A 22,302-nucleotide genomic window follows, 5' to 3' on the forward strand; every position below is an offset into this window, starting at 1 on the left:
TCATAAACCAAAATAATATTTACATTCCCGCCACCCAAAAAAAGACCACATTAGCTAATGGCCTTTTATCAGGTTTCGGTGTTAAAACTTTGAAAAATTATTTATTTATGAAGGATATTTTTAGTAAATATTTTGTTTAATAAATTAGTAATGCTGATAATGATTAAGTAAAAACAAGATATTGTAACAAAAGGTAGAATCGGATTAAAGGTAGATCCCATATTGCTTTGTGCTTGCCAAGAAAGTTCGGCAATTCCTATAATGGCAAAAAAAGAACTATCCTTAATGTTTGTGATGAATTGTTGGATAATAAAAGGCACCGATCTTTTTAAAGCTTGGGGGAAGATAATAGAGAAAAAAACTTGCTTTTGGTTCATCCCTAAAGAATGAGCGGCTTCAATTTGTCCTTTATCTAAGAATTTAATATTTTGCATTAAAATTACAGTAATGTTTGCTAAAGAATTAAGTACTAAAACAAAAAGACCTGCATACAAACGTTTAATTTCAAAAAGATCTTTGCAAAGATAACCAATACCATAAAAAACAAGCATTGCTTGGGCAGCTACAGGAATTCCTTTTAAAATAAAAAATAAAGTATCTAAAAAATAAGTTGTTCCTTTGTTAATATTTAATATTATTTTATTATGGGATTGAGAGTTTTTAATTAAAGTATATGAAGTTGCAAATAAAAAACCAATAATAAGACCATCAATAGCTAAAATTAAAGTGGTTTTGAGTCCTTCTAGATAAGATGGAAAAGTTTCTTTGATTTGATGCCAAGTAGTGCTTTTAGAAAGCATGTCTTTGTGGTTGTCAAAAACTGTTTTTAATCTTGCTTCTGATTCACTTTCTATTTTTTTTATTTGATTGTCTATTTGTTTGTATTTATCGTTGTCTTTTGTTAAATTTTTACGTTTTTCCTTTAAATCTATAATGTCTTGTAAACTTTGGTTTTCATCTTTTGTAACTAATTTTAAATCGCATAAAATTTTATCCATTTTTTCTTTTAATTTTAGGCTTCGGATTTCTTTTTCTCCTTTAGGCAAAAATATCCCTAAACCTTGAGGACAAACAGAATATTTTGAATCATCTGAGGTCATATCAAAATATACTAAGTCATCTTCTTTTTGACAAGCACATCTAGCCAAATAACTATCTATTACAAAAATATCTGATTTTCCTTGTAAAACATCTTGAAAACATGCAGGAGGACTAGTTAATTCGTTGTTTTTTTTAACATGTGATTTGATATCATCTTTATTTGTTATTTCATCTTCAATCATTTTGATTGCAGCAGTGCTAGTAACTGTTACAAATTTAATTGGTTTTTGAGGTGCACCTTTTTCTTTTAATTTTTGGCAAAATTCCTTATATTCTATTTTTTTATTTTCAACTATTTCTTTGAATCTGTCATCTTTTTTTCTTACTACCATGCTTGTTGAAGTTTGTGTGTAGGCTTTAGAAACTATGAAATTTTCTTTTCTTTGGTCTGTAATACTTAAAGTTGTAATTGCCAAATCTACAGTTCCTTGCTCTAATGAAGTTAGAACTCCTGCAAAATCAAAGACATGAATTTCTAAATTATACTCTAATCTTTCAGCTACATCCTTGATTAAATCTATATCGAATCCTGCTATATATTCGCCATTTGTAGCTTTTATAGCGTTTTTTTGATTTGTAGCTTTAAAAGTATTGGGAATAGAACTATTAGTCATTGCTACTTTTAAAGTTTTGGAATATTTTTGAAGATTTTGTTTTTTTGTTTTGGTTGAAAAATGCCATCCAAATACTGAAAAATGCAACCATACCAACAATATAGAGTTAATTGATAATGTAATAATTTTGAATATTTTTATATTATTTTTCTTTTGGAAAATATTTTTTAAAAATGAGTTTTTATTAATTAAATTAATGAAATTGTTCACTTCCTTTTCTATTCTTTTTCTTTTATTTTTTCAATTTAATATTTTTTTCTAACATTTTGCTTAAAAAACCAGTCATACTAATAATTATTAAATAAAAACAAGATATCATTACAAAAGGCAAGATTGGATTTAAGGTAGCTCCCATATTACTTTGTGCTTTCCAAGAAAGTTCGGCAACTCCTATAATGGCAAAAAAAGAACTATCCTTAATGTTTGTGATTAATTGTTGCAAAATAAAAGGAACTGATCTTTTTAAAGTTTGAGGAAAGACAATAGAGAGAAAAACTTGCTTTTGGTTCATCCCCAAAGAATGAGCAGCTTCAATTTGTCCTTTATCTAAGAATTTAATATTTTGCATTAAAATCATTGTAATATTTGCTAAAGAATTAAGTATTAAAACAAAAATTCCTGTGTGTAAAGGATTAAAATTTCCTTTAAAAAGAAAAGTAATACTATAATAAATAAGCATTGCTTGAGCGGCTACAGGAATGCCCTTTAAGACAAAAAACAAAGCATTTATGGAAGTATTTAATATTTTTATTATAGCAACTATCAAGAAATTATTTTTGTGATAATCTAATTTTATATTTTTAATTAAAGTGCATATAATAGCTAATAAAAAGCCAACAATAAGACTGTCAATAGCTAAAATTAAAGTAGTTTTGAGTCCTTTTAGATAAGATGGAATGGTTTTTTGGGCTTGGATGAAAATCTTTTTTGTTGGTAGTTCAATTGTTTCTTTGTTTTCATTAAAGACTTCATCTAGTCGTTTTTTTACTTTTTTTTCTATTTCTTCTATTTTATTTTTATCTTCTGAACTAACTTCTTTTTTACTAGTTTCTTTTAATTCATGATTTTTTTTCTTTAAGTCTATGATGTCTTGGAATTCGCCTTTTTCATCTTTTTTAACTAAATCCAATTTTACCAACGCTGCATTTATCTTTTCTTGTAAATTTGGTATTCTTCTATCTTCATCATTTTTTTTAGGAAAAAATATTCCTAAACCTTGGGGACAAGTAGAATGTTCTAAGTTATCAGAATGAACATCAAAATATGTCAAATCTTGATTTATTTCACAAGCCCATCTAGCTAAACAATTATCTGTTATAAACATATCTGATTTTCCTTGTAAAATATCAGTAAAACATGCAGATGAACTTGTTAATTCGTTATTTTTGATGACATATTCTTTTTCTTTATTAGTATCTGATTTGATTTTTTCAATTACTGGGATTGCAACAGTATTTAGAAATGTTATAAATTTAATGGGTTTTTCTTTTCCTAAATCTTTTAATTTTTGGCAAAATTCATTATAATTTATTTTTATTTCTTTGTTATTGTTTGGCTCTTGTTGTTTTCTTAAATTATCAAATAAATCATCAAATCTTTTGTTTCTTACTACTATGCTGGTTCCAGTTTGCATATAGGCTTTAGAAACATCGTATTTTTCTTTTCTTTTGTCTGTAATACTCAAAGATGCAACTGCGATGTCAATTGTTTCTTGTTCTAAGGCATTAAGAAGTCCTGCAAAATCAAAGACATGAAATTCTAATTCTAAATCTAGTTTATCAGCTATATTATTGATTAAATCAATATCAAAACCCGCTATATATTCACTGTTTACAGCTTTTTTGGCCTTCTTTCCCTCATTTTGTTCTAAAACTTTAAAAACATTAGGAGCAGAATTGTTGTTAACTCCTACTTTTAAAATGGTTTTCTTTTTGGAATTATTTTTTATATGGAAATATCCAAATATGGATAAATTCAGCCATATTAAAAATAAAAAACTAATTAATAATGCAGTAATTTTTAACATTTGGGTTTTGTTGGTATTTTGGAAAATGTTTTTAAAAAAATGTTTTTTATCAATGAAAATAATCACTTCCTTCTTTTAATTATTGGGTGGTTGTTTGGGTTTTCTTTTTTAGTTTTTTAGTTTTGGATTTGTGGATTTGATTTTCCAATCCAAAATAAAAATATTTAATTTTAACAAAATAAAAAAAGTCTTTGCAGACTTTTCTTTGGGATTTAATTGTTTTATGAAAAATAAGGTATTTTTTAAAAATTACTACATATTTTCTAAAAAAGGAACCCCTAAAATTCTTAAACTTTCTTTAAGAGTGATAAAAACTGCTTGGATTAATAAAAGATTAGTGTTTTTAGTGGTTTTATCATCTGTTAAAATCTTTTCTTGTGAATATAAAAAGTTAACATTTTGAGTTATTTTTAACATATATCTTGCCAAAATACTTGGCATATTGTCTTTTTGGGCTTTTTGCAAAATTAAAGGAAACTGGTCTAATAATTTTACTAAAATAAAATAATGGTCTTTTTGATAAATGGTTTTGTCAATTAAGTTTGTGTCTAGTTTTTCTTTGTTTAAAAGGGAATTTAGACGTGCTGCTGTGTATTGAAGATAAGGTCCTGTTTGTCCTTTAAATTGTAAAATAGTTTCTAAATTAAAATCAATATCTAGATGTCTATCGTTTTTAAGGTCGTTAAAAATGATGGCTCCTACAGCGATTTTGCGTGCAGTTTGGTTAAGATTTGATAAATGAGGATTTTTTTCTTCAATGATTTTTTGGGCTAAAATAGTAGCTTGATTAATTACTTCAATTAAGGTAGTAAATTTGTGATGTCTAGTAGAAATTTTTTTGCCATCCATCAAAACTAAACCAAAATTAATGTGTTTTATTTTAGTGTCACAGTATCCCATTTTTTCAATTATTTGGGCTAATTGTTTAAAGTAAAGTTTTTGTTCGTTGCCTACAACATATAAAACACTTTGACAATTAAAAGTGTTAAAACGATATTTAAAAGTAGTTAGATCTCTTGTTAAATACAAGGTGCTGCCATTAGTTTTTTTCACTAAACCAGGAGGTAAATTATCAAGTTCTATAAGCAAAACTTGGTCTTCTTCTTTTAAAAGTTTTTTTTGTTCTAATTCTTCAAAAAGAGGAGCGATTTTGTCATTATAAAAAGATTCTCCCAAGAAAAAATCAAATGAAATTCCCAAAATATCATAAATTTTGTAAAATTCTTGTAAAGACAATTCGCGGAACCATTTCCACAAATCGAGATATTTTTGGTTTTGTTGTTCTAATTGTAAAAAAGCAAAATTGGCTTGTTCGTTTAATTCAGGATTGGTTTTGGCTTGTTGATGAAAAAAAACATATAATTTTTGTAGTTCGTTAATTGGGTCTTTTAGTATTTTTTCTTTGTTGCCCCATTTTTGATAAGCTACAATCATTTTACCAAATTGGGTTCCCCAGTCTCCTAAGTGATTGATTCCTACTACCTCAAAACCTAATTTTTGATAAATATTTTTGAGAGCGTTTCCAATAACAGTAGAACGCAGATGACCAACAGAAAAGTTTTTAGCAATATTAGGAGAAGAATAATCAATAACTATGATTTGATTTTGATTGGGAAAATTGCCATAATTAGCTTGTAATGCGTTGATTTTGAGTAATATTTCGTAAGCTAATGAAGCTCTTTTAAGTTTGATATTTATAAAACCATTTAAAAACATTAATTCTTGGATTTCGTTTATTTTGACAAGGTTTTTTTTGATATTTTCAAAAATAATATGAGGGTTAGTTTTGGTTTTTTTGGCATAAGCAAACAAAGGTAAAGAAAAATCAAATTTGTCATTTTCCAGTTGTTCTTGTAAAATTAATTCTTCTAATAAAACTTTTTGGATTGCATTTTGGATTTTGCTTTTGGTGGTTTGTAAATTCATGATTGCAGTTCCTTTCTTTTTGGATTGTAAAATAAAAAATGATTCCTGAATGATGACAATAAATGATAAAATAATGAAATTATTAAAAACTTTTTACCTAAAATTTGTCTCGTTAATTTTTTGATAAACATTTTTGATATTTTAAGATATATAAACATATTTTATAAAACTATTATAGCATTTTTTATAATTTTTGTTTGAAAAAAGTTAAGATACTTATTTTGGTATTTGTAAATTAGATAGAAAAATATTAAGAATTGCAAAAAAATTTTTGTTGTTGGGTTTGGTTTGTGTTAATTTTATTAATAAAATGTTTTTAAATGCATTTATGCATTTTTTTATTCATAACATTTTATTAAATAATATTAAAAAATAGCCTAAATGTTAAAAAGTACTCTTTTTATATTTTGGTATTCCTAATTAAAATTAAAAAAACAACCCTTTAATTTGCAAAAGAGTTGTTAAATAATAAATTATTTTTTTAATTAGAAAGTAAATATTTTATCTAGTTTGGTAAGGTTAGTTAATATTTCTTAAAAAATCAACTTTTAAACCAAATTTTAATATTAAAATTAATAAAATAATACCAATAATTATTTTGATGATACTATGTAAAAAGAAAAAAAATAATCCGATGATAAAAGCAATAATTATCATTTGATAATTGGGATTTAATGTGTTCCAAAAAGAAAATATATTGCTTATAATTTGTTTTTTATCGATGATTTTAAAACCTTACTAATAATTGTATTTTTCGATGTTCAACATTATTAAAATGCTATATTAAAAGTCTAAAATAGTTTTAGAAAATATTTTAATAAAAAATAAACACCAATATTAATTATAAGTGATTTTGGATTTTTTCAAACTTGTTTTAATAATTAGTTTGTTTTTTAAAATAATTTTTTTAATTCGGGGTTAAAAACTTTGGCTTTAATCATTTCAATTTCGCGTTTATAAGGTGCTTTGTCATTGATATAGGGAGTTTCTAAAATTTTAGGGATACAAGCAAAAGCACGATGATAGATAATTTTGAGTAAAGTTTCAAAACCGATTTTGCCAAAACCGATGTTTTCATGGCGGTCTTTGTGACTATTACATTCGTTTTTAGAGTCGTTAATATGAATTACAGAGATATTTTGAAATCCTAAAATGGAATCTATCTTTTGGATAATTTCTTCTAAGTTTTCTTTTAAATCATAGCCAGCATCAAAAAGATGACAAGTATCAAGACAAAAAGAAACTCTTGTGTTGTTTTTAACTTGGGTTCTTATTTGTTGCAATTCTTCTAGGTTTTTCCCAATTTCAGTTCCCTTGCCTGCCATAGTTTCTAAGGCAACTTGGGTTTTTAAATGTTTAGTTTTTTCAAAAATTAAATCAAGGCTTTGAGCAATTAAACTAATCCCTTCTTGGGGGTTTGTTTTGAGATAGTTTCCTGGATGTAAAACCATTTTATTAATTTTCATTGCTGCAAAACGTTCTAATTCTTGGGATAAAAAATCAATTGCAAAATCCCTTTTAGTCTCGTCGGGATTAGCAAGATTGATAATATAAGGAGCGTGCCCTACCAAATTATTTAAAGATAAATTGTTGTTTTGGACAATTTCTAAGGCTTCTTTAATTTTTAATTCTTCGGTTTTGGTTCTTATCGTATTTTGTGGAGCACCGCTATAAACCATCAAAGCATTAGCACCATAAGAAATGGCAGTTTGGATGGCTCCTTGAAAATTATGTGGTTTTTTCATAGCAACATGGCTTCCCAAAAATAACATGATAAAAGCTCCTTTATTGTTTTGTTTTTTGATTTATTAGTTATAAATTAGTTTAGTTTTTTCTTGATAATTAGTTTTGTAATTCGTTAATTTATTTTTTTGATGGTTTTTGTGATTTGTATTTGGCTTTTGGTTTGAATTTTGTTTGCAAAAAAGTACTTTTGCTTTTGGGGGATTGGTTTTCTTTTTGGTTCTTTTTCTTATAATTGGGTTTTACTTGTTTGCTTTTAGTTTTTTTGTTGTTGTTTGTTTCTTTGACTGTGTTTTGAGTTTTATTTGGTGTTTCCAAAGTAGAATCTTTATTATTTTCTTTTTTAGGAAGTTTGGATTCTTTGGTAAATTTGTTTTGTTTGAAAAATTGTTTTTGGCTAGATTGGCTAGATTGGTTGTAATTGTTTTTTTGGTTAGTTTGATTGTTTTGATTTTTTTGAATGTTTTTGGTATTTTTATTTTTTTTATTTGGCTTATCAGTTTTGGTAGTTGTAATAGTTTTGTAATTTTGAGTTCTTATAAAACCATCTTTATTTAAAGAGGCTTGATGAAAAGTAATTCCTAATTGAATTAATTTATTAATTTTGTCTTTTTGTTTAATGTCTTGGGGGTCGTACAAAACAATGATTTCACCTTTTTTGCCCATTCTTGATGTTCTACCACTTCTGTGGAAAAAAAATTCAAGGTGTGAAGGTAAGTTGTAGTGAATAACACAAGAAGCATCAAAATCAATTCCTCTAGCTGCAAGATCTGATGCAATTACGTACTGATATTTTAATTTATGGATAGCTTTAAGGCTTTGTTTTCTTTGTTTAACTGATAAAGCAGAGTTGTAATTAAGCAATTTGAGACTGTCATTTTGTAAAGTTTGAAATACTAATTCTTGTTCTTTTTTTTCATTGACAAATACGAGTGCTAAATAAGGATTAAGGACTTTGGTAAGATGAATTAAGGTCTGCATTCTGCTTGTAGTTGTTTCTAATAAATAAAAAGTACGATTAAGATTACTTTGTTTATAAACATCAATAAAAGTAGATTTACCAAAATAACGATTAATAAAAGGTTTTAATTGTTCGGTAATGGTAGCTGAAAATAATAAAATTTTGGCTTTAAGATGATTAATTAAAGGGTCTAGGGAAGTTAAAAATACCTCATCAAACATCATATCAGCTTCATCAAGGACTAAATAAGATACATATTTTAAGTTAATTTTTTTGAGTTTAAACGCGTATTCTAATAACTTATCGGGAGTTGCAATAATTAATGGAGGTTGTTTTTTTTCAAAAGTAGCAATTGTTTTTTGTTTATCCATTCCTCCGTAAAGAATTTTGGTAAAATTAGTTTTTTCAATTTGTTTAAACATTTCCCATACTTGAAATACTAAATCATTGGTAGGGACTAAAATAATTGCTTGAGTAAATGGTTTTTGGAAATCAATTTTACTTAATATCGGTAAAAGATAAGCATGGGTTTTGCCTGTTCCTGTAGGAGCAATTCCTACTAGATTACCTGGTTTTTCAAATTGTGAAAAGACTTCTTTTTGGATGGGAGTTAAAGTTTGGAATTGAAGTTGTAATATTTTTTTTGGAATATAGTTTTGCAAGTTAGAAACCTCCTTAAATCATATATATTATACCAGTATTTTGGTAATTTGGAAGTATTTTAGTAATAAATTAATTTTGTTGCAATAAATTGTTGAAAAAAACTTATTTCCAGTTAAAATATAAGTAAGTCTTTGACTTGATTATAAATTATAATGACATATATTAAGGAAAGAAAATAGGGTAATGAAAACAAATAAAAATAATAAGAATAATAATAAGAAAAAGAAAAAACAAAACAATAATGATTTAAAACAAAGTAATAAATATAATAATAAAACTAAATTAACCAAAGATAATAAAAATGTTAAATCAAATAAAAAAGGTTTTAACTTTAGTTTTTCTAATTTATTAGCTTGGGGTGTTGTTGTTTGTTTGTGTTCAATTCCTTTATATTATATATCTGCTACTGTTTGGGAACAAATAAAGAAATAATTAAAATTTAATCTAAGATATAAAAAAACTATTTTCTTAATGAAAATAGTTTTTATCTTTATATATGGATTGTTTAGTTAATCAATTGTTATTTAGTATTTTTGTCTAATTCTTCTTTTCCTTTGGGAGATAATTCTTTGTATATTACATTATAAAGATTTTGTTGTTCTTTTAAGGCATAATCTAATTTTATCTTGTCTCTTTTAATTTCAGTTTCTAGATTATTTTTTGCCTTAATTGCTTTTTGTTTTGCAGCTAACTTGGCTTCGATTTTAGTTTGTAATTCCTTTTCTGGTGTTATTCCCCTCATTTGTTGCTGATAATAAATTAAAATTTTTAATATGTTCATCATATTCCTTTTGATATTGTTCTATTTTGGGGTCTTTTTCTTTAATAGCAATTTTTCTTTGTAATTCTTCAATTTTTCTTTGATAATCTTCAATCTCTTTTTTTATTTCTTTTAATTCATTAATTTTGTTGCGGTCCAAGCTTGTTTAGTTATTTTCTGATTCATTTTTTCCTTTATCAATGAATGATTTATCTTTATCTATGTTGTTCATTAAGTCGTTATTGTGTTTAATTTCATCATCTATTTTAATCATTTCTGGTAATTGTTGGTTTTGAAAAGTTGCAGCTTTAATGCGTTCTAAGGCTTCATCAATCTGTTGTTTATATTCGTTATATGCTTTTGGTGATAATTTATTTTTTAGTTTAGGTAGTAAAAAAGATTGCATTATGTGTTTCACGAAGTTTAAACCGTCTTCTTGGGTTGGTTCAATTCCTTTTCTTTCGATTTCTTGTTTTATGTCATCCATTTTATTTTTAATATCTAAAGGTGCATTTGCCATATAGTATTCAAATTCAAATTTAGAATTAAGTTGTCTAAATAAATGAAACAGTTAGTTATTACTTCCTGTTGTGCTTGTAGTTGTTTTGCTTGTGTCTTCTTTGGCAGGTTCTTGTTTAGATTTTAAAACCCAACAAATACCTAAAATTAATCCTAACATTAATACTGTAAATTCTACTGTTAATATTATAAAATTTTTATTATTTTTTTGTTGTAAATGCATTTTCAATTCCTTTTTATTTAATTTATTAGTTATATTTAATTAAGTAATTGCTCTTTTTCTCTAAGTTTTTCCAATTCTTCTAAAATATCATTAACTTCTTTTATTAATCTTTCTTGAAGTTCTTTTATTTCTTTTGCTTTTTTACCGTCTGAATTTGATATTGCAGTTTCGAAATCATTTTCAGAATCTTTTAATGGTTTTTTAATTTGTGATAATCTTAGTTTTAATGATATCTGTTGGGAATTAATTTGTTCTAGCATAAGTTGTTTTTTTGTCATTTTCGGTCTGCCTGATATCATTTCATTATTTTTTTCAATTTCATCATCTATTTTACCTATTATTTTTTTTGCGTATTCATTTGACTCCTCTACTTTTTTACTTTGTGTTTTGTTTTTTTGAAACTCTTCGATTGATGTGAATATAAAACAAATAACAAAAAATACAATTGCAATTACAACTACAGGTTTATTTAGTTTTTTTATCTTTAATAAATGGATTCCAAAAAAACATTCCTTTGCTCTCCTTTTAGTTTTCAGGGAATAAAAAAACTCCCTTACCTTTATTTTACTCTTTTTTTTGCAAGTTTTTTGCTCATTTTCCATTACTTTTCTCATCTTTTATATCATTTTTCTTATCTTTTCTTACTTTTTGCTAATCTTTTTTGTTATAATTAACAAAGAAATTATTATTTATAAATAATATATATAAGCCGATATAAATATAAAGGAATATATTAAAGGAATTAAAATGAAAACCAATAAACATCAATTTATTAAAGTTCGCGGAGCTCGTCAAAATAATTTAAAAAATATTAATATTGATATTCCCAAAAATAAATTAGTTATTATAACAGGATTATCAGGTTCTGGCAAATCTTCTTTAGCTTTTGATACTTTATATCAAGAAGGAAAAAGAAGGTATGTAGAATCATTAAGTGCTTATGCTAGACAATTTTTAGGTAGTTTTGAAAAACCTGATGTAGATAGTATTGAAGGTTTGAGTCCTTCTATTAGTATTGACCAAAAAACAACTTCTAATAATCCTCGTTCTACTGTGGGAACTATTACAGAAATATATGATTATTTAAGATTAATTTATGCCAATATTGCAGTTCCTTTTCATCCTGAAAAAAATATTGTCTTGGAAAAACAAACCAAAGAACAAATGATTACTAAAACTAATGAAATATTTTCCAACCAACTAATATTAATTCTTGCTCCTATAATTGAAAGAAAAAAAGGTACCCATCAAAAAACCTTAGAAGCTCTTGCCAAAGATGGTTTTAATAGAGTAATGATTAATGACACTATTTATTTAATGGATGATATTCCTTCTTTATCAAAAAATCAATATCATAATATTTATGTAGTAATTGATCGTTTTGAAGTTAATTCAGATAATCAAACTCGTCTTTTTGAAGCCTTAGAACAAGCTCTAAATTTAGCTCAAGGAAAAGTTTTTATTATGAATTATCAAAGTAAAAATAGTAATGATAGTAATAAGAATGAAAACAACAATAAAAACCATCAAATATTAAAACTAAATTGCAATTATCATTTAGAAGGCATTAATTTTGATATTCCCTTGCGCGAATCAAGACTTTTTTCATTTAATACTCCTTTAGGAGCTTGCCAAATTTGTAAAGGGATTGGAAAAACAGCAGAAATTGATTGCGATATGATTCTAGATTATGAAAAACCATTAAATAAAGGTGCAATTTTAATTTTTAAAAGTAATAATGAATATAATAATTTTGCTAGCAAAGAACAAGAATTAAAAGCTGTATGCAATCATTATCAAATTGATATGACTGTTCCTTTAAAAAAAATAGATCCCCAAAAACTAAATATTATTCTTTATGGTTCACCTGACCAAATTCCTTTAACGCCTCCTTTGCGTTTTTCTCGTTTTTCCAAAAATACCACCACCAAAACTCCTAAATATGATTTTTTTGAAGGTATAGCTTCTATGCTTAAAAGACGTTTTGAAGAAACAACCAGCGAATGGCTCAAAAAAATGCTTTCTAATTATATGATGGAAAAAAAATGCAAAACATGCCAAGGACAAAGACTTAATCAAGGGGCTTTACTTTTTAAAATTAATAATAAAAATATTTATGAAATAACTGATTTATCAATTGAACAAACCCTTGCTTTTTTCCAAAATTTAGAATTGTCCAACGAAGAGACAAAAATTATTAATTTAGCTCTCAAAGAAGTTATTAATCGTCTTACTTTTTTACAAGAAATTGGGTTAGGATATCTTTCTTTATCGCGCAGTGGAGCAACTCTTTCGGGAGGAGAAGCACAAAGAATTAGACTTGCTACTCAAATTGGCTCCCAACTTTCAGGAGTACTTTATGTCCTTGATGAACCTTCCATTGGATTGCACCAAAAAGACAACGATCTTTTAATTAAATCACTTCAAAAAATGCGAGATTTAGGCAATTCTTTAATTGTAGTAGAACACGATCATGATACAATGCTTGCCTCTGATTATTTAATTGATATTGGTCCTCAAGCAGGCATTTTGGGAGGGAAAGTACAAGCTTTTGGCACACCCCAAGAAGTAATGCAAAACAAAAACAGCCTTACAGGAAAATACTTATCTAAACAAATCCAAATTACAGTTCCCAAAACTAGAAGAAAAGGCAATAAAGATCATATTTTAGTTACCAAAGCTTCTAAAAATAATCTTAAATCAATTGATGTTTGCTTTCCTATGCAACAATTAATTGTAGTTACAGGCGTTTCTGGTTCGGGAAAATCTACTTTAGTAAATGATGTTTTACTTGATTGTTTACAACAAAAATACAGCAAAAAAAACAAAACTCAACAAAAAGATTTTAGTCATTTAGTAAACGATTTTAACAAAGTCAAAAAAATAGTTGAAATTTCACAAGACCCAATTGGTAAAACTCCTCGCAGTAATCCCCTTACTTATACTGGTGTTTTTGATGAAATTAGAGAACTTTACTCCAAAACTAAAGAAGCCCAAATGAAAGGTTATAAAAAAGGGCGTTTTTCTTTTAACGTTAAAGGCGGTAGATGTGAGGCTTGTAGTGGCGATGGAGTTAAAAAAATATCTATGCATTTTTTACCAGATGTCTATGTTATGTGCGAAGCTTGTAAAGGAACTCGTTATCAAAAAGAAACTTTAAGCATCAAATACAAAGATAAAACTATTGCAGATATTCTTGCTATGAGTGTTGAAGAAGGGGTTTTATTTTTCCAAAATCATCCCAAAATTAAACATCAATTAGAAATTTTACAAAATGTAGGGCTTGGCTACATTAAATTAGGACAGTCCTCGCCAACTTTATCCGGAGGAGAAGCCCAACGAGTTAAATTAGCAAGCGAACTACAAAAAAAAGTTATTCCAGGTGCTTTGTATATTTTAGATGAACCTACCACAGGACTTCATTCAGAAGATGTTAGACAATTGCTTAAAGTTCTTCATCAAATGACAGATCAAAAAGCTACTATTGTTGTAATTGAACATAATTTAGATGTAATTAAAAATGCTGATTATATCATTGATTTAGGTCCTGAAGGAGGAGTTTGTGGCGGATATGTAGTTGCAACAGGAACCCCAGAACAAGTAAGCCAAAATGAAAAAAGTTATACTGGTAAATATTTAAAAAAGATTCTTAACGAAGAAAAATAAATCCAAAATTTAAAGATGCAATCAAACTTTTAATTTATATAAATCGCAACTAACTACATCCTAAACATTGGACTAATTAAAATCAATTTAACAATTTAAAAAACTAATATTTAAAAAAATTGCAAAATGGGCAAAAACAAAAACCACTTTTAAACTCACACCAACCAAACAATTTTAGGAAATATTTTATCCTTCTACAAAAAATATTTTAATTGCAACCTCACCAAAAAACCATTTAATCAGAAAGCAAAAATTACTAATAATTTCAAGAAATATTTAGTTATTATGGTATAATAAATAGTAGGAAAGAAAAGTAATTTACACAATTACAAAATTTATTAAATGACAATTATTTTTCTACCACAAAATATTTATAAAAAAGATTAAATGAATTAAAAAAAGCTAAAAAATTAAACTAAATAAACCCGCGAACCCAAAAAACAACTTTTAATTTAGTTAAAAAAACTTAATTATAAATTAGTTGCCAAATTGTAAAACAAAAATGCAAAAACACAACTTGTTTCCCCAAAAAACAATTTACACTAATTTAATTGGAATTTGCTTATATAATCAATATATAAATGAAAAAAACTCATAATTATTTGCAACTATTTGCACCAATCAAACCAAATAACCCCCCCAACAACAATATTTTTTAGTTTTTATTGATGCTTCATAATCAAAATAAATAACACCCCAAAACATAAAACAAACCCCAACAAACTAAAAAGGAAAAGGTATTAAAAATGGAAATTAAAAAAATCAACGATCAAAAAGTACAATATTTTTTTGAAGTTTCTTCAAAGGAATTAGAAACCCAACTGGCTAGTGCTTATGAAAAAATTAAACCAAAAGTAGAAATTAAAGGTTTTAGAAAAGGGCACGTTCCAAGAAAAATTTTTGAAAATCGTTTCGGTAAAGACAATTTATACTCCGATGCATTAGAAAATATCGTGCAAACCAAATATCAAGAAGTCCTACAAAAAAAAGATTTCGAAAGTATGGGAATGCCTCAAGTAATTGATTTAGACGAAAAAAAACTTAAAGATAATCAAAATTTTACTTTCGGACTGGAATTTATCGTTAAACCTAAAGTTACTTTAAAAAAATATTTAGGGTTAGAAATTACAAAAGACGATCTTGAAGTAACAGATTGTGAAGTGGAAGAAAAAATAAATTCCTTATTAGAAAAACAAACAACTTTGGAACCCAAAACCCAAAACGACTTTTTGGAATTAACAGACACTGCTATTTTTGATTTTGAAGGCTTTGTTGATGACAAACCTTTTGAAGGTGGCACTGCCAAAGATTTTAGTTTAAAAATTGGCTCTGGTCAATTTGTACCTGGTTTTGAAGACCAAATGTTAGGGATGAAACAAGGACAAACCAAAGACATTAATATCACTTTTCCAAGCGATTACCACCAAAAAAGTTTAGCTAATCAAAAAGCTGTCTTTAAAGTAACTCTACACCAAATCAAAACTAAAAAAATACCTCAACTAACAGATAATTTGGTAAAATCACTTAAACTTGCCAATGCTTCAACCGTAGAAGAATTAAAAAACAACACTAAACAAACTCTTTTAGCTCAAAAAAAACACAAAGACAAAGAAAACGTTGAAAAACAAGTAATAGAACAATTAGTTAAAAATTCCGAATTAGAAATTCCTCAAGAAATTGTTTCCCAAGAACAAATCCGCCTCCAAAAAGAATTTGAAGCACAATTAAAACAACAAAATTTAACTTTGGAACAATACAAACAATATTTAGGTATTGATGATGAAAAAATGGAAAAAGAATTCAGCCAACAAGCACAAAAAAACCTCCAATATCAACTTATTATGGAACAAGTTGCAGCCCAAGAAAAACTAACTATTTCCCAAGAAAAAATCGAACAACAATACCAAAACTTAAGTAACCATTACAAAGTTCCAGTTAATCAAATCAAACAAAAACTTCCTGAAAAAAACCTAAAACATTCTCTTTTGATGGATGAAGCCTTAGAACTTGTTATTAATAAAGTTGTTGTTGCTAAATAAAATTTATCACCCCACCAAAAAAATCACTCCACAACTTAAAAATGAAAAAGTTTAAAAGTTAAAAAAATATCGAAAGGATGAAAATATATGAAAACCAAAAGCAAAAAATTAAAATCCGATCTTTCTATGGATGCATTTGAAGATATTTTTCAAGAAATTCCTGAACAACTTCCAGTTGTAGTTATCAGCGAAGTAATGCCTATTCCAAATATTGATTTTCGTATTGAATTATCAGACAATTCTTATTTAAAAGCTTTAAAAGAGTCAGAAACTAACGCAAATTCTTTTGTTATTCTTTTAACTCAAAAAGATTTATCACCCAACAAACCCAAACTAACTAACCTTCAACGTTACGGTGTATTGGCACAAATAATTACTAAAGTAAAAATCCCTCACGGCGATTTTAAAGTGAGATTTCGCATTTTACAAAGAGTAAAAATTGATAAATTTTTGCAAAAAGAACCTTTTTTAAAAGCCTCATATGAAAAAGTCAACACCATTTATGGAAACGTTGAAGAAGAAAAAGCCTTAATCAAGCTAGTTATAGAAAAAATTATGGACAAACCTTTTCAACTGCTTGTTCAAAACACCAATAATTTTTTAGATATCATCAAAACAGAACCAGAAACAGAAAATATCACTGATATCATTGTTTTTAATTTAAAAATCGATGATTTAGATAAATATAAATACCTTAAAGAAGCTCACCTTAATAAAAGAATTTTTTATATTCTTCAAGACATCCAAAGTTTACTTATAGGACTTGATTTAGAACAAAAAATCAATGAAAAAGTAAAACAAAGTATTGATGAAAACCAAAAAGAATTTTATTTAAGAGAAAAAATGAAAGCGATTCAACTAGAATTAGGGGACAAAGCCAAAAAGGAAGAAGAAATTGCAGAATTGCGCAATAAAATCAAAAAAACTCCTTTACCTTCCGAAATCAAAAAAAAAGCTTTACAAGAATTATCACGTTACCAATCATCATCATCTTTAATAGCAGAATCTTTTGTAATTAAAAATTATCTTGATTTTTTACTGGAATTACCTTGGGGCAAAACCAGCCAAGATGAAAACGATTTAGTTGCCATTGAAAAATCCTTAAATAACCAACATTACGGACTTGAAAAAGTCAAAGAACGTATTTTAGAATATGCAGCAGTCAAAATAATGACTAAGAAAAACCCTCAAAATATTTTATGTCTTGTAGGTCCTCCAGGAGTGGGGAAAACCTCACTTGCTTCTTCTATTGCCAAAGCTTTAGGACGCCAATTTGTCAGACAATCCTTAGGCGGTTTAAAAGAAGAATCAGAAATTAGAGGCCACAGAAGAACTTATATTGGAGCTATGCCTGGACGCATTCTTGCAGGCATTAGAGACGCCAAAACAGTTAATCCTGTCTTTTTATTAGACGAAATTGACAAACTAGTATCCAATTATAACTTTGATCCTGCATCAGCTTTATTAGAAGTCCTTGACCCACAACAAAATATTAATTTTATGGATCATTTTTTATCCGAACCATTTGATTTATCCCAAGTATTATTTATCACCACTGCCAATTACCTTGACAATGTTCCCGAAGCTTTAAAAGACCGTATGGAAATTATCGAAGTAAGTTCTTACACTGAAAAAGATAAAATTAACATCGCTTCTAAATTTCTTTTAAAAAAACAACTCAAAAATCACGGAATCACTGACACAAATTTAGTTATTGACAATGATACTATCCTTTATTTAATTAGACATTACACCAAAGAAGCAGGAGTAAGAGAGTTAGATAGAATCCTTGCAGAACTAGCTAGAAAAACAGTTAAAGAATGTTTAATTACCAAAAAAGAACAAGTAATTATTACTCCTCAAAACGTTACTAAATACTTAGGTAAAGAAAAATACCTACATCTTTTAGATGAACAAAAAGAAAAAATAGGCTCCACTAACGGGCTTGCCTATACTTATTTTGGAGGCGATTTGCTTCCAGTAGAAGTTACTTATTACAAAGGTAAAGGACAATTAGTCCTTACAGGTAAATTAGGAGAAGTCCTTAAAGAAAGTGCTTATACTGCTTTAAGTTTCATCAAAGCTAACTGTCAAAATTTAGGAATTGATGCCAATATTTTTGCAGAAAACGATTTTCACATTCATCTTCCAGAAACAGCCATTCCTAAAGATGGTCCTTCAGCTGGAATTACTATTGCTACTTCCCTTGTCTCTGCAATTACCCAAAAATATGTTAAAAAAGGTTTGGGAATGACAGGAGAAATTACTTTACGAGGCAATATTTTAGCTATCGGAGGCTTAAAAGAAAAAGCTATTGCTGCTAATCGTAGCGGTCTTGACACTATTTTTATTCCTCAAGAAAATATCAAAGATATTGAAGATATTCCTGAAGAAGTAAGAACTAAATTAAATATTATTCCTGTATCAAAAATTTCTGATGTTTTTTCGCAAGTATTTGTTTGATTAAGATATAAAAAACACCATCTTTAAGATGGTGTTTTTTGTTTTTATACATAATTAAAAAGTTTTCAAAACTTCAATTATTATTTTAATATTTATTTTTTTCGATAAAAATTACAAAAGAATAAAGGGGCAAAAAATCATTTACAAAGAAAAATTTACTTTCCTCCAATATTTAAATCCCCTACATAAACGCTAGAACTACCAAATCCTGAAGTTTGAAATTCAAAATCATTAGCAATGGTGTCTACATTTTTAAGAATATCAAAAAAATTACCAGAAACAACAATCATTTTAACAGGAGTTGTAACTTTACCTTTTTCAATTCTAAAACCACTAGCTTGTAGGCTAAAATCTCCACTAACAGTTTTAATTCCTGCATGCATCCCTACTAAATCAGTAATATAAATACCATTTTGAATAGGTTCAATCATTTTTGAAAAACTTTTTTTGCCAGGCACCAAATAACAATTAATCATAGAAGTACTGCCATCAAAACCGTTTCCAGTTGGAGCTTGTTTAAAAATGCGAGCAGTTTTTAAGTTGTGGATAAATCCTTGAAAAAATCCTTTAGTAATAATGGGTTTGGTTTGGCAAGCTACTCCTTCATCATCAAATTTTTCTTTAAAATAAGCCCCATCGTTTAAAGGATCATCAATAATACTAACTTTTTCAGAAGCAATTAAACAATTAACTTTATCTTTTAATTTAGTTAAGTTGCGATAAGCACTTGTACCAGTAAAAATATCGCTGAAACTTTCCAAAAGGTCTGCAAACATTTCATTAGAAAAAACAACTGGATATTTTTGAGATACCAAAGATTTAGCTCCTAATTTTTTTTCGCCCATCTCAACAATTTCAGTACCTAATTTAACAGGATTGAAGGTTACAAAATCCTTAGCTAAAATACTTTTGCCATAACTTTCAATTTCGCCTTCTTTTTGAAAAACCGCAGAAGCATACAAATAAGCAAAGCTGTTTTGGTGCGATAAATTGATCCCTTTGGAATTTAATAATGTTTTTTTATGACAAACTTCTTGGTAAATAATGCCATTAGTAGCTTGCAAATGGGAACTTTGCAACATTGTTTTTTCTAACTGCAACAACAAATTTTGTTTTTGTTCTAATGGAACTTGTCCAAAATCAAAGTTATTTTCCAATAATTCAGGATAACTGGAAGATCCTTCAAAAATAAGAGCAGGTTCTTTAGAAGTAATTGTTTGGCAATTTTCTTTGAGGGTTTCAAAAGCATTATCAAAAGCGCTGTCAGTTAATTGTTCTAAAGCAATAGAAGTTTTTTTATTGGAAAAAATACCTCTTATAACTGCAGAAGCAACATCGCTCCAAACACAAGAATCTATTTTGCCTTTATCCAAAGATAGTTTAAAAGTTTGACTTTCATTAATTACAATTTCTAATGCTTCAAAACCTTGTTGCATTCCTTTTTCTAACCATTTTTGATAATTGTTAGGAGTGGGGTTTGTGTGAGTGGTTTGGCTTTGGGGTTTTGGGGTTTTTGTTACGTTGTTTATCATTTTTGATTTCCTCCTACAATCATTTCTTTTACTCTAATAGTGGGTTGTCCTACATCAACTGGTAGAGAACCAGAACAAGAACCACACATTCCTTGACCTAAAACTAAATCATTGGCAACACGGTCAATTTTAAATAAAATATCTGCTCCATGACCAATTAACATCGCTCCTTTAACATGGGTTGTTAATTTACCATTTTCGATTAAATAGCCTTCATTAACTACAAAATTAAATTCTCCAGTAGCAGGAACAACTGTTCCACCACCTAGACTTTTAGCATAAAGACCGTAAGGAGTATCTGCAATAATTTGTTCGGGCGTTTCTGTGCCTTTTTCGATGTAGGTGGAATTCATGCGCGAAGTAGGAGAGTATTTATAAGATTGTCTACGTGAAGAACCGGTAGATTGCATCTTCATTTTGCGTCCATTTCTAAAATCAATTAAATAACCTTTAAGGATACCTTTTTCAATTAAAAGATTTTTTTGGGTGGGATTTCCCTCGTCATCAAAATTAAGACTGCCCCAAGACTCTTTAATAGTTCCATCATCATAAGCAGTTACAACTTCAGAAGCAACTTTTTGATTTAATTTATTACAAAAAGGAGAAAGGCCTTTAGCAACTGCAGTAGCTTCAAGGGGGTGCCCGCAAGCCTCATGGAAAATAACGCCTCCAAAACCATGATTAATTACAACTGGCATAGTTTGAGGTTTTAAAGATTTAGCATCTAATAAAGCAACTGCTTGTTTTGCTACTTGTTTGGCAATTGTTTCTAAATCAATTGCATCCAAGAATTCTAATCCCATTGCGCGTCCAGGACCTTCAAAGGCTTCTTGCATTTCTTGTCCTCTTTGTGCAACTCCTACAAGCCCACATCTAATATAATTGCGTGTGTCATTTTGATAAACTCCTAAAGTATTAGCAATTAAAACATGTTGTTCTTTTTGGCTTAAAGAGGTGATGGATTGAATAATTTGAGGATCATAATTTTGAATAATAGCCGATAATTTAAGTAATTTTTGGGCTTTTTGTTCTTGAGTCATGCTGTTATAAGGTTTTTGGATAGTATTTTTTAGGGGTTTTTCGGTTTGCAAGACAATAACTTTATTTGCTTTTCCTTGAAAAGATTTTTTTAATTTTAAAAGCAAGGATAAAACATTTTGATAATCAGTTTTATTGGTATATCCATAAACTTCATCAAAGCCTTTTAATAAGCGAATTCCTACTCCAAAAGTATTAGAAGTATCAGCAGAAACTACATCTTTGCCAATTACTTTAAGGGTATGAGAATAAGCATTTTCAAAAAATAATTCTGCAAAATCAGCTCCCTTATCTAAAGATAAATTTAGAATTTTTTGAATATCTTCTTTATTTAACATCAAATAATATTCTCCTTTATGTTGTTTGTAAATCTCTTTTATTTTATCATTTTTTTAAGCTTTTTAAGCATATTATATAAAAGTTTTCCAAGTGAATTTATTATTGTTTTGTTAATTTTTTTGTTTTTATCAAAAATATGTTATAATAAAATACACAATTAAAGAGGAGTATATAAAAGCATAAAAACGTTGAAATAAGTATTTTTAATTCGTTTATTGCATTTCATCATCAAAATATTAACTTAAAAAACTTGATATAATATAAATATTTATTTTTAAAATCATTATAATATTATAAAAAGAAAAGAGGCAAGTAAATGTTTAGAATCAAATTTATTATTTTTAAACCAGAATTAGATAAACAAGGAAGAAAGCAAATAGATTTTTGGAAAACTCAAATTAGAAATATTTTTAATTTCCTTTTCTTTTTGGTAATTTTGTTATCTTCGGGGGTTTATTTCATTTCATATAGATAGTATTTTAAAACAAAATACCACATTACACCCTTTAATGAAAAATTTTCTTATTATTTTGCTCGTTTTTTTTTGATGGGTGTAGATAGTATGAAAGGAAGAACATTTAGCCAATTCATTTTAAGTAAAATATATTCAAAACCACAAATTGCTCCTAATGGTAAAAATAATCAATCCAAAAAATAATACAAATACCCCTAAAAAATAACAAAAATAA

16 protein-coding genes are annotated in these 22,302 nt (G+C 27.4%); 4 read left to right on the forward strand and 12 right to left on the reverse strand.

The window, feature by feature from the left end; all coding sequences use genetic code 11:
• Positions 1-101 precede the first annotated feature (101 nt).
• From EXT02_RS01275 to EXT02_RS01295, 5 genes are all read right to left on the reverse strand, one after another.
• Positions 102-1,802, reverse strand: a complete 1,701-nt coding sequence (locus EXT02_RS01275) for a transporter substrate-binding domain-containing protein (RefSeq protein ID WP_240682830.1) — start codon at positions 1,800-1,802, stop codon at positions 102-104.
• A gap of 145 nt (positions 1,803-1,947) precedes the next feature.
• Complete coding sequence (locus EXT02_RS01280) at positions 1,948-3,807, reverse strand: transporter substrate-binding domain-containing protein (protein WP_165383243.1); 1,860 nt, start codon at positions 3,805-3,807, stop codon at positions 1,948-1,950.
• Positions 3,808-3,993: 186 nt separating this feature from the next.
• Complete coding sequence (argS, locus tag EXT02_RS01285) at positions 3,994-5,667, reverse strand: arginine--tRNA ligase (protein WP_130427605.1); 1,674 nt, start codon at positions 5,665-5,667, stop codon at positions 3,994-3,996.
• Between the two features lie 893 nt (positions 5,668-6,560).
• Complete coding sequence (locus EXT02_RS01290; protein WP_069028186.1) at positions 6,561-7,439, reverse strand: deoxyribonuclease IV; 879 nt, start codon at positions 7,437-7,439, stop codon at positions 6,561-6,563.
• A gap of 91 nt (positions 7,440-7,530) precedes the next feature.
• Positions 7,531-9,033, reverse strand: a complete 1,503-nt coding sequence (locus EXT02_RS01295; protein ID WP_130427607.1) for a DEAD/DEAH box helicase — start codon at positions 9,031-9,033, stop codon at positions 7,531-7,533.
• Between the two features lie 184 nt (positions 9,034-9,217).
• Here EXT02_RS01295 and EXT02_RS02925 point away from each other — a divergent pair, with 184 nt between their 5' ends.
• Positions 9,218-9,466 carry a hypothetical protein gene (locus EXT02_RS02925; protein WP_069028188.1) on the forward strand — a complete coding sequence of 83 codons (249 nt, stop codon included), beginning with the start codon at positions 9,218-9,220 and terminating at the stop codon, positions 9,464-9,466.
• Between the two features lie 88 nt (positions 9,467-9,554).
• Here the strand turns inward: EXT02_RS02925 and EXT02_RS01300 are convergent, their stop codons facing one another.
• The 5 genes from EXT02_RS01300 to EXT02_RS01315 are packed head-to-tail and all read right to left on the reverse strand — an operon-like array spanning position 9,555 to position 11,150.
• On the reverse strand, positions 9,555-9,776 hold the full coding sequence (locus EXT02_RS01300) for a hypothetical protein (protein WP_071345626.1): 222 nt from the start codon (positions 9,774-9,776) through the stop codon (positions 9,555-9,557).
• Positions 9,739-9,954: a hypothetical protein gene (locus EXT02_RS01305; protein ID WP_130427609.1), complete on the reverse strand. Its 216-nt coding sequence runs from the start codon at positions 9,952-9,954 to the stop codon at positions 9,739-9,741. The genes EXT02_RS01300 and EXT02_RS01305 overlap by 38 nt, the downstream gene beginning before the upstream one ends.
• A 6-nt stretch (positions 9,955-9,960) precedes the next feature.
• Complete coding sequence (locus EXT02_RS01310) at positions 9,961-10,314, reverse strand: hypothetical protein (protein ID WP_130427611.1); 354 nt, start codon at positions 10,312-10,314, stop codon at positions 9,961-9,963.
• Between the two features lie 51 nt (positions 10,315-10,365).
• Positions 10,366-10,536 carry a hypothetical protein gene (locus EXT02_RS02930; RefSeq protein ID WP_165383244.1) on the reverse strand — a complete coding sequence of 57 codons (171 nt, stop codon included), beginning with the start codon at positions 10,534-10,536 and terminating at the stop codon, positions 10,366-10,368.
• A gap of 35 nt (positions 10,537-10,571) precedes the next feature.
• A complete protein-coding gene (locus EXT02_RS01315; RefSeq protein WP_130427613.1) occupies positions 10,572-11,150 on the reverse strand; it encodes a hypothetical protein in 579 nt (192 codons plus the stop codon).
• A 133-nt stretch (positions 11,151-11,283) separates the two neighbouring features.
• Here EXT02_RS01315 and uvrA point away from each other — a divergent pair, with 133 nt between their 5' ends.
• The 3 genes from uvrA to lon all read left to right on the forward strand — a co-directional run bounded on the left by uvrA (position 11,284) and on the right by lon (position 18,704).
• Entirely contained in the window at positions 11,284-14,202 is a 2,919-nt protein-coding gene (gene uvrA, locus EXT02_RS01320) for an excinuclease ABC subunit UvrA (protein ID WP_130427615.1), read from the forward strand.
• A 746-nt stretch (positions 14,203-14,948) separates the two neighbouring features.
• Positions 14,949-16,241 carry a trigger factor gene (tig, locus tag EXT02_RS01325; RefSeq protein WP_130427617.1) on the forward strand — a complete coding sequence of 431 codons (1,293 nt, stop codon included), beginning with the start codon at positions 14,949-14,951 and terminating at the stop codon, positions 16,239-16,241.
• A gap of 87 nt (positions 16,242-16,328) precedes the next feature.
• A complete protein-coding gene (gene lon, locus EXT02_RS01330; protein ID WP_130427619.1) occupies positions 16,329-18,704 on the forward strand; it encodes an endopeptidase La in 2,376 nt (791 codons plus the stop codon).
• 155 nt (positions 18,705-18,859) lie between these two features.
• Here lon and EXT02_RS01335 read toward each other — a convergent pair whose 3' ends face one another.
• Positions 18,860-20,236: a TldD/PmbA family protein gene (locus tag EXT02_RS01335; protein WP_130427621.1), complete on the reverse strand. Its 1,377-nt coding sequence runs from the start codon at positions 20,234-20,236 to the stop codon at positions 18,860-18,862.
• On the reverse strand, positions 20,233-21,612 hold the full coding sequence (locus EXT02_RS01340) for a TldD/PmbA family protein (RefSeq protein ID WP_130427623.1): 1,380 nt from the start codon (positions 21,610-21,612) through the stop codon (positions 20,233-20,235). Before EXT02_RS01340 ends, EXT02_RS01335 begins: the two co-directional genes overlap by 4 nt.
• Between the last annotated feature and the right edge of the window lie 690 nt (positions 21,613-22,302).

Origin of the sequence: 'Catharanthus roseus' aster yellows phytoplasma (genome assembly GCF_004214875.1) — a bacterium.
GTDB lineage: Bacteria > Bacillota_I > Bacilli_A > Acholeplasmatales > Acholeplasmataceae > Phytoplasma > Phytoplasma asteris.

Bases quoted from the DNA above. Each gene is read 5' to 3' on its own strand.
- argS (WP_130427605.1), bottom strand. From the start codon at position 5,667: ATGAATTTACAAACCACCAAAAGCAAAATCCAAAATGCAATCCAAAAA.
- EXT02_RS01290 (WP_069028186.1), bottom strand. From the start codon at position 7,439: ATGTTATTTTTGGGAAGCCATGTTGCTATGAAAAAACCACATAATTTT.
- EXT02_RS02925 (WP_069028188.1), top strand. From the start codon at position 9,218: ATGAAAACAAATAAAAATAATAAGAATAATAATAAGAAAAAGAAAAAA.
- EXT02_RS01300 (WP_071345626.1), bottom strand. From the start codon at position 9,776: ATGAGGGGAATAACACCAGAAAAGGAATTACAAACTAAAATCGAAGCC.
- EXT02_RS01310 (WP_130427611.1), bottom strand. From the start codon at position 10,314: ATGGCAAATGCACCTTTAGATATTAAAAATAAAATGGATGACATAAAA.
- EXT02_RS02930 (WP_165383244.1), bottom strand. From the start codon at position 10,536: ATGCATTTACAACAAAAAAATAATAAAAATTTTATAATATTAACAGTA.
- EXT02_RS01315 (WP_130427613.1), bottom strand. From the start codon at position 11,150: ATGAGAAAAGTAATGGAAAATGAGCAAAAAACTTGCAAAAAAAAGAGT.
- uvrA (WP_130427615.1), top strand. From the start codon at position 11,284: ATGAAAACCAATAAACATCAATTTATTAAAGTTCGCGGAGCTCGTCAA.
- tig (WP_130427617.1), top strand. From the start codon at position 14,949: ATGGAAATTAAAAAAATCAACGATCAAAAAGTACAATATTTTTTTGAA.
- lon (WP_130427619.1), top strand. From the start codon at position 16,329: ATGAAAACCAAAAGCAAAAAATTAAAATCCGATCTTTCTATGGATGCA.
- EXT02_RS01335 (WP_130427621.1), bottom strand. From the start codon at position 20,236: ATGATAAACAACGTAACAAAAACCCCAAAACCCCAAAGCCAAACCACT.
- EXT02_RS01340 (WP_130427623.1), bottom strand. From the start codon at position 21,612: ATGTTAAATAAAGAAGATATTCAAAAAATTCTAAATTTATCTTTAGAT.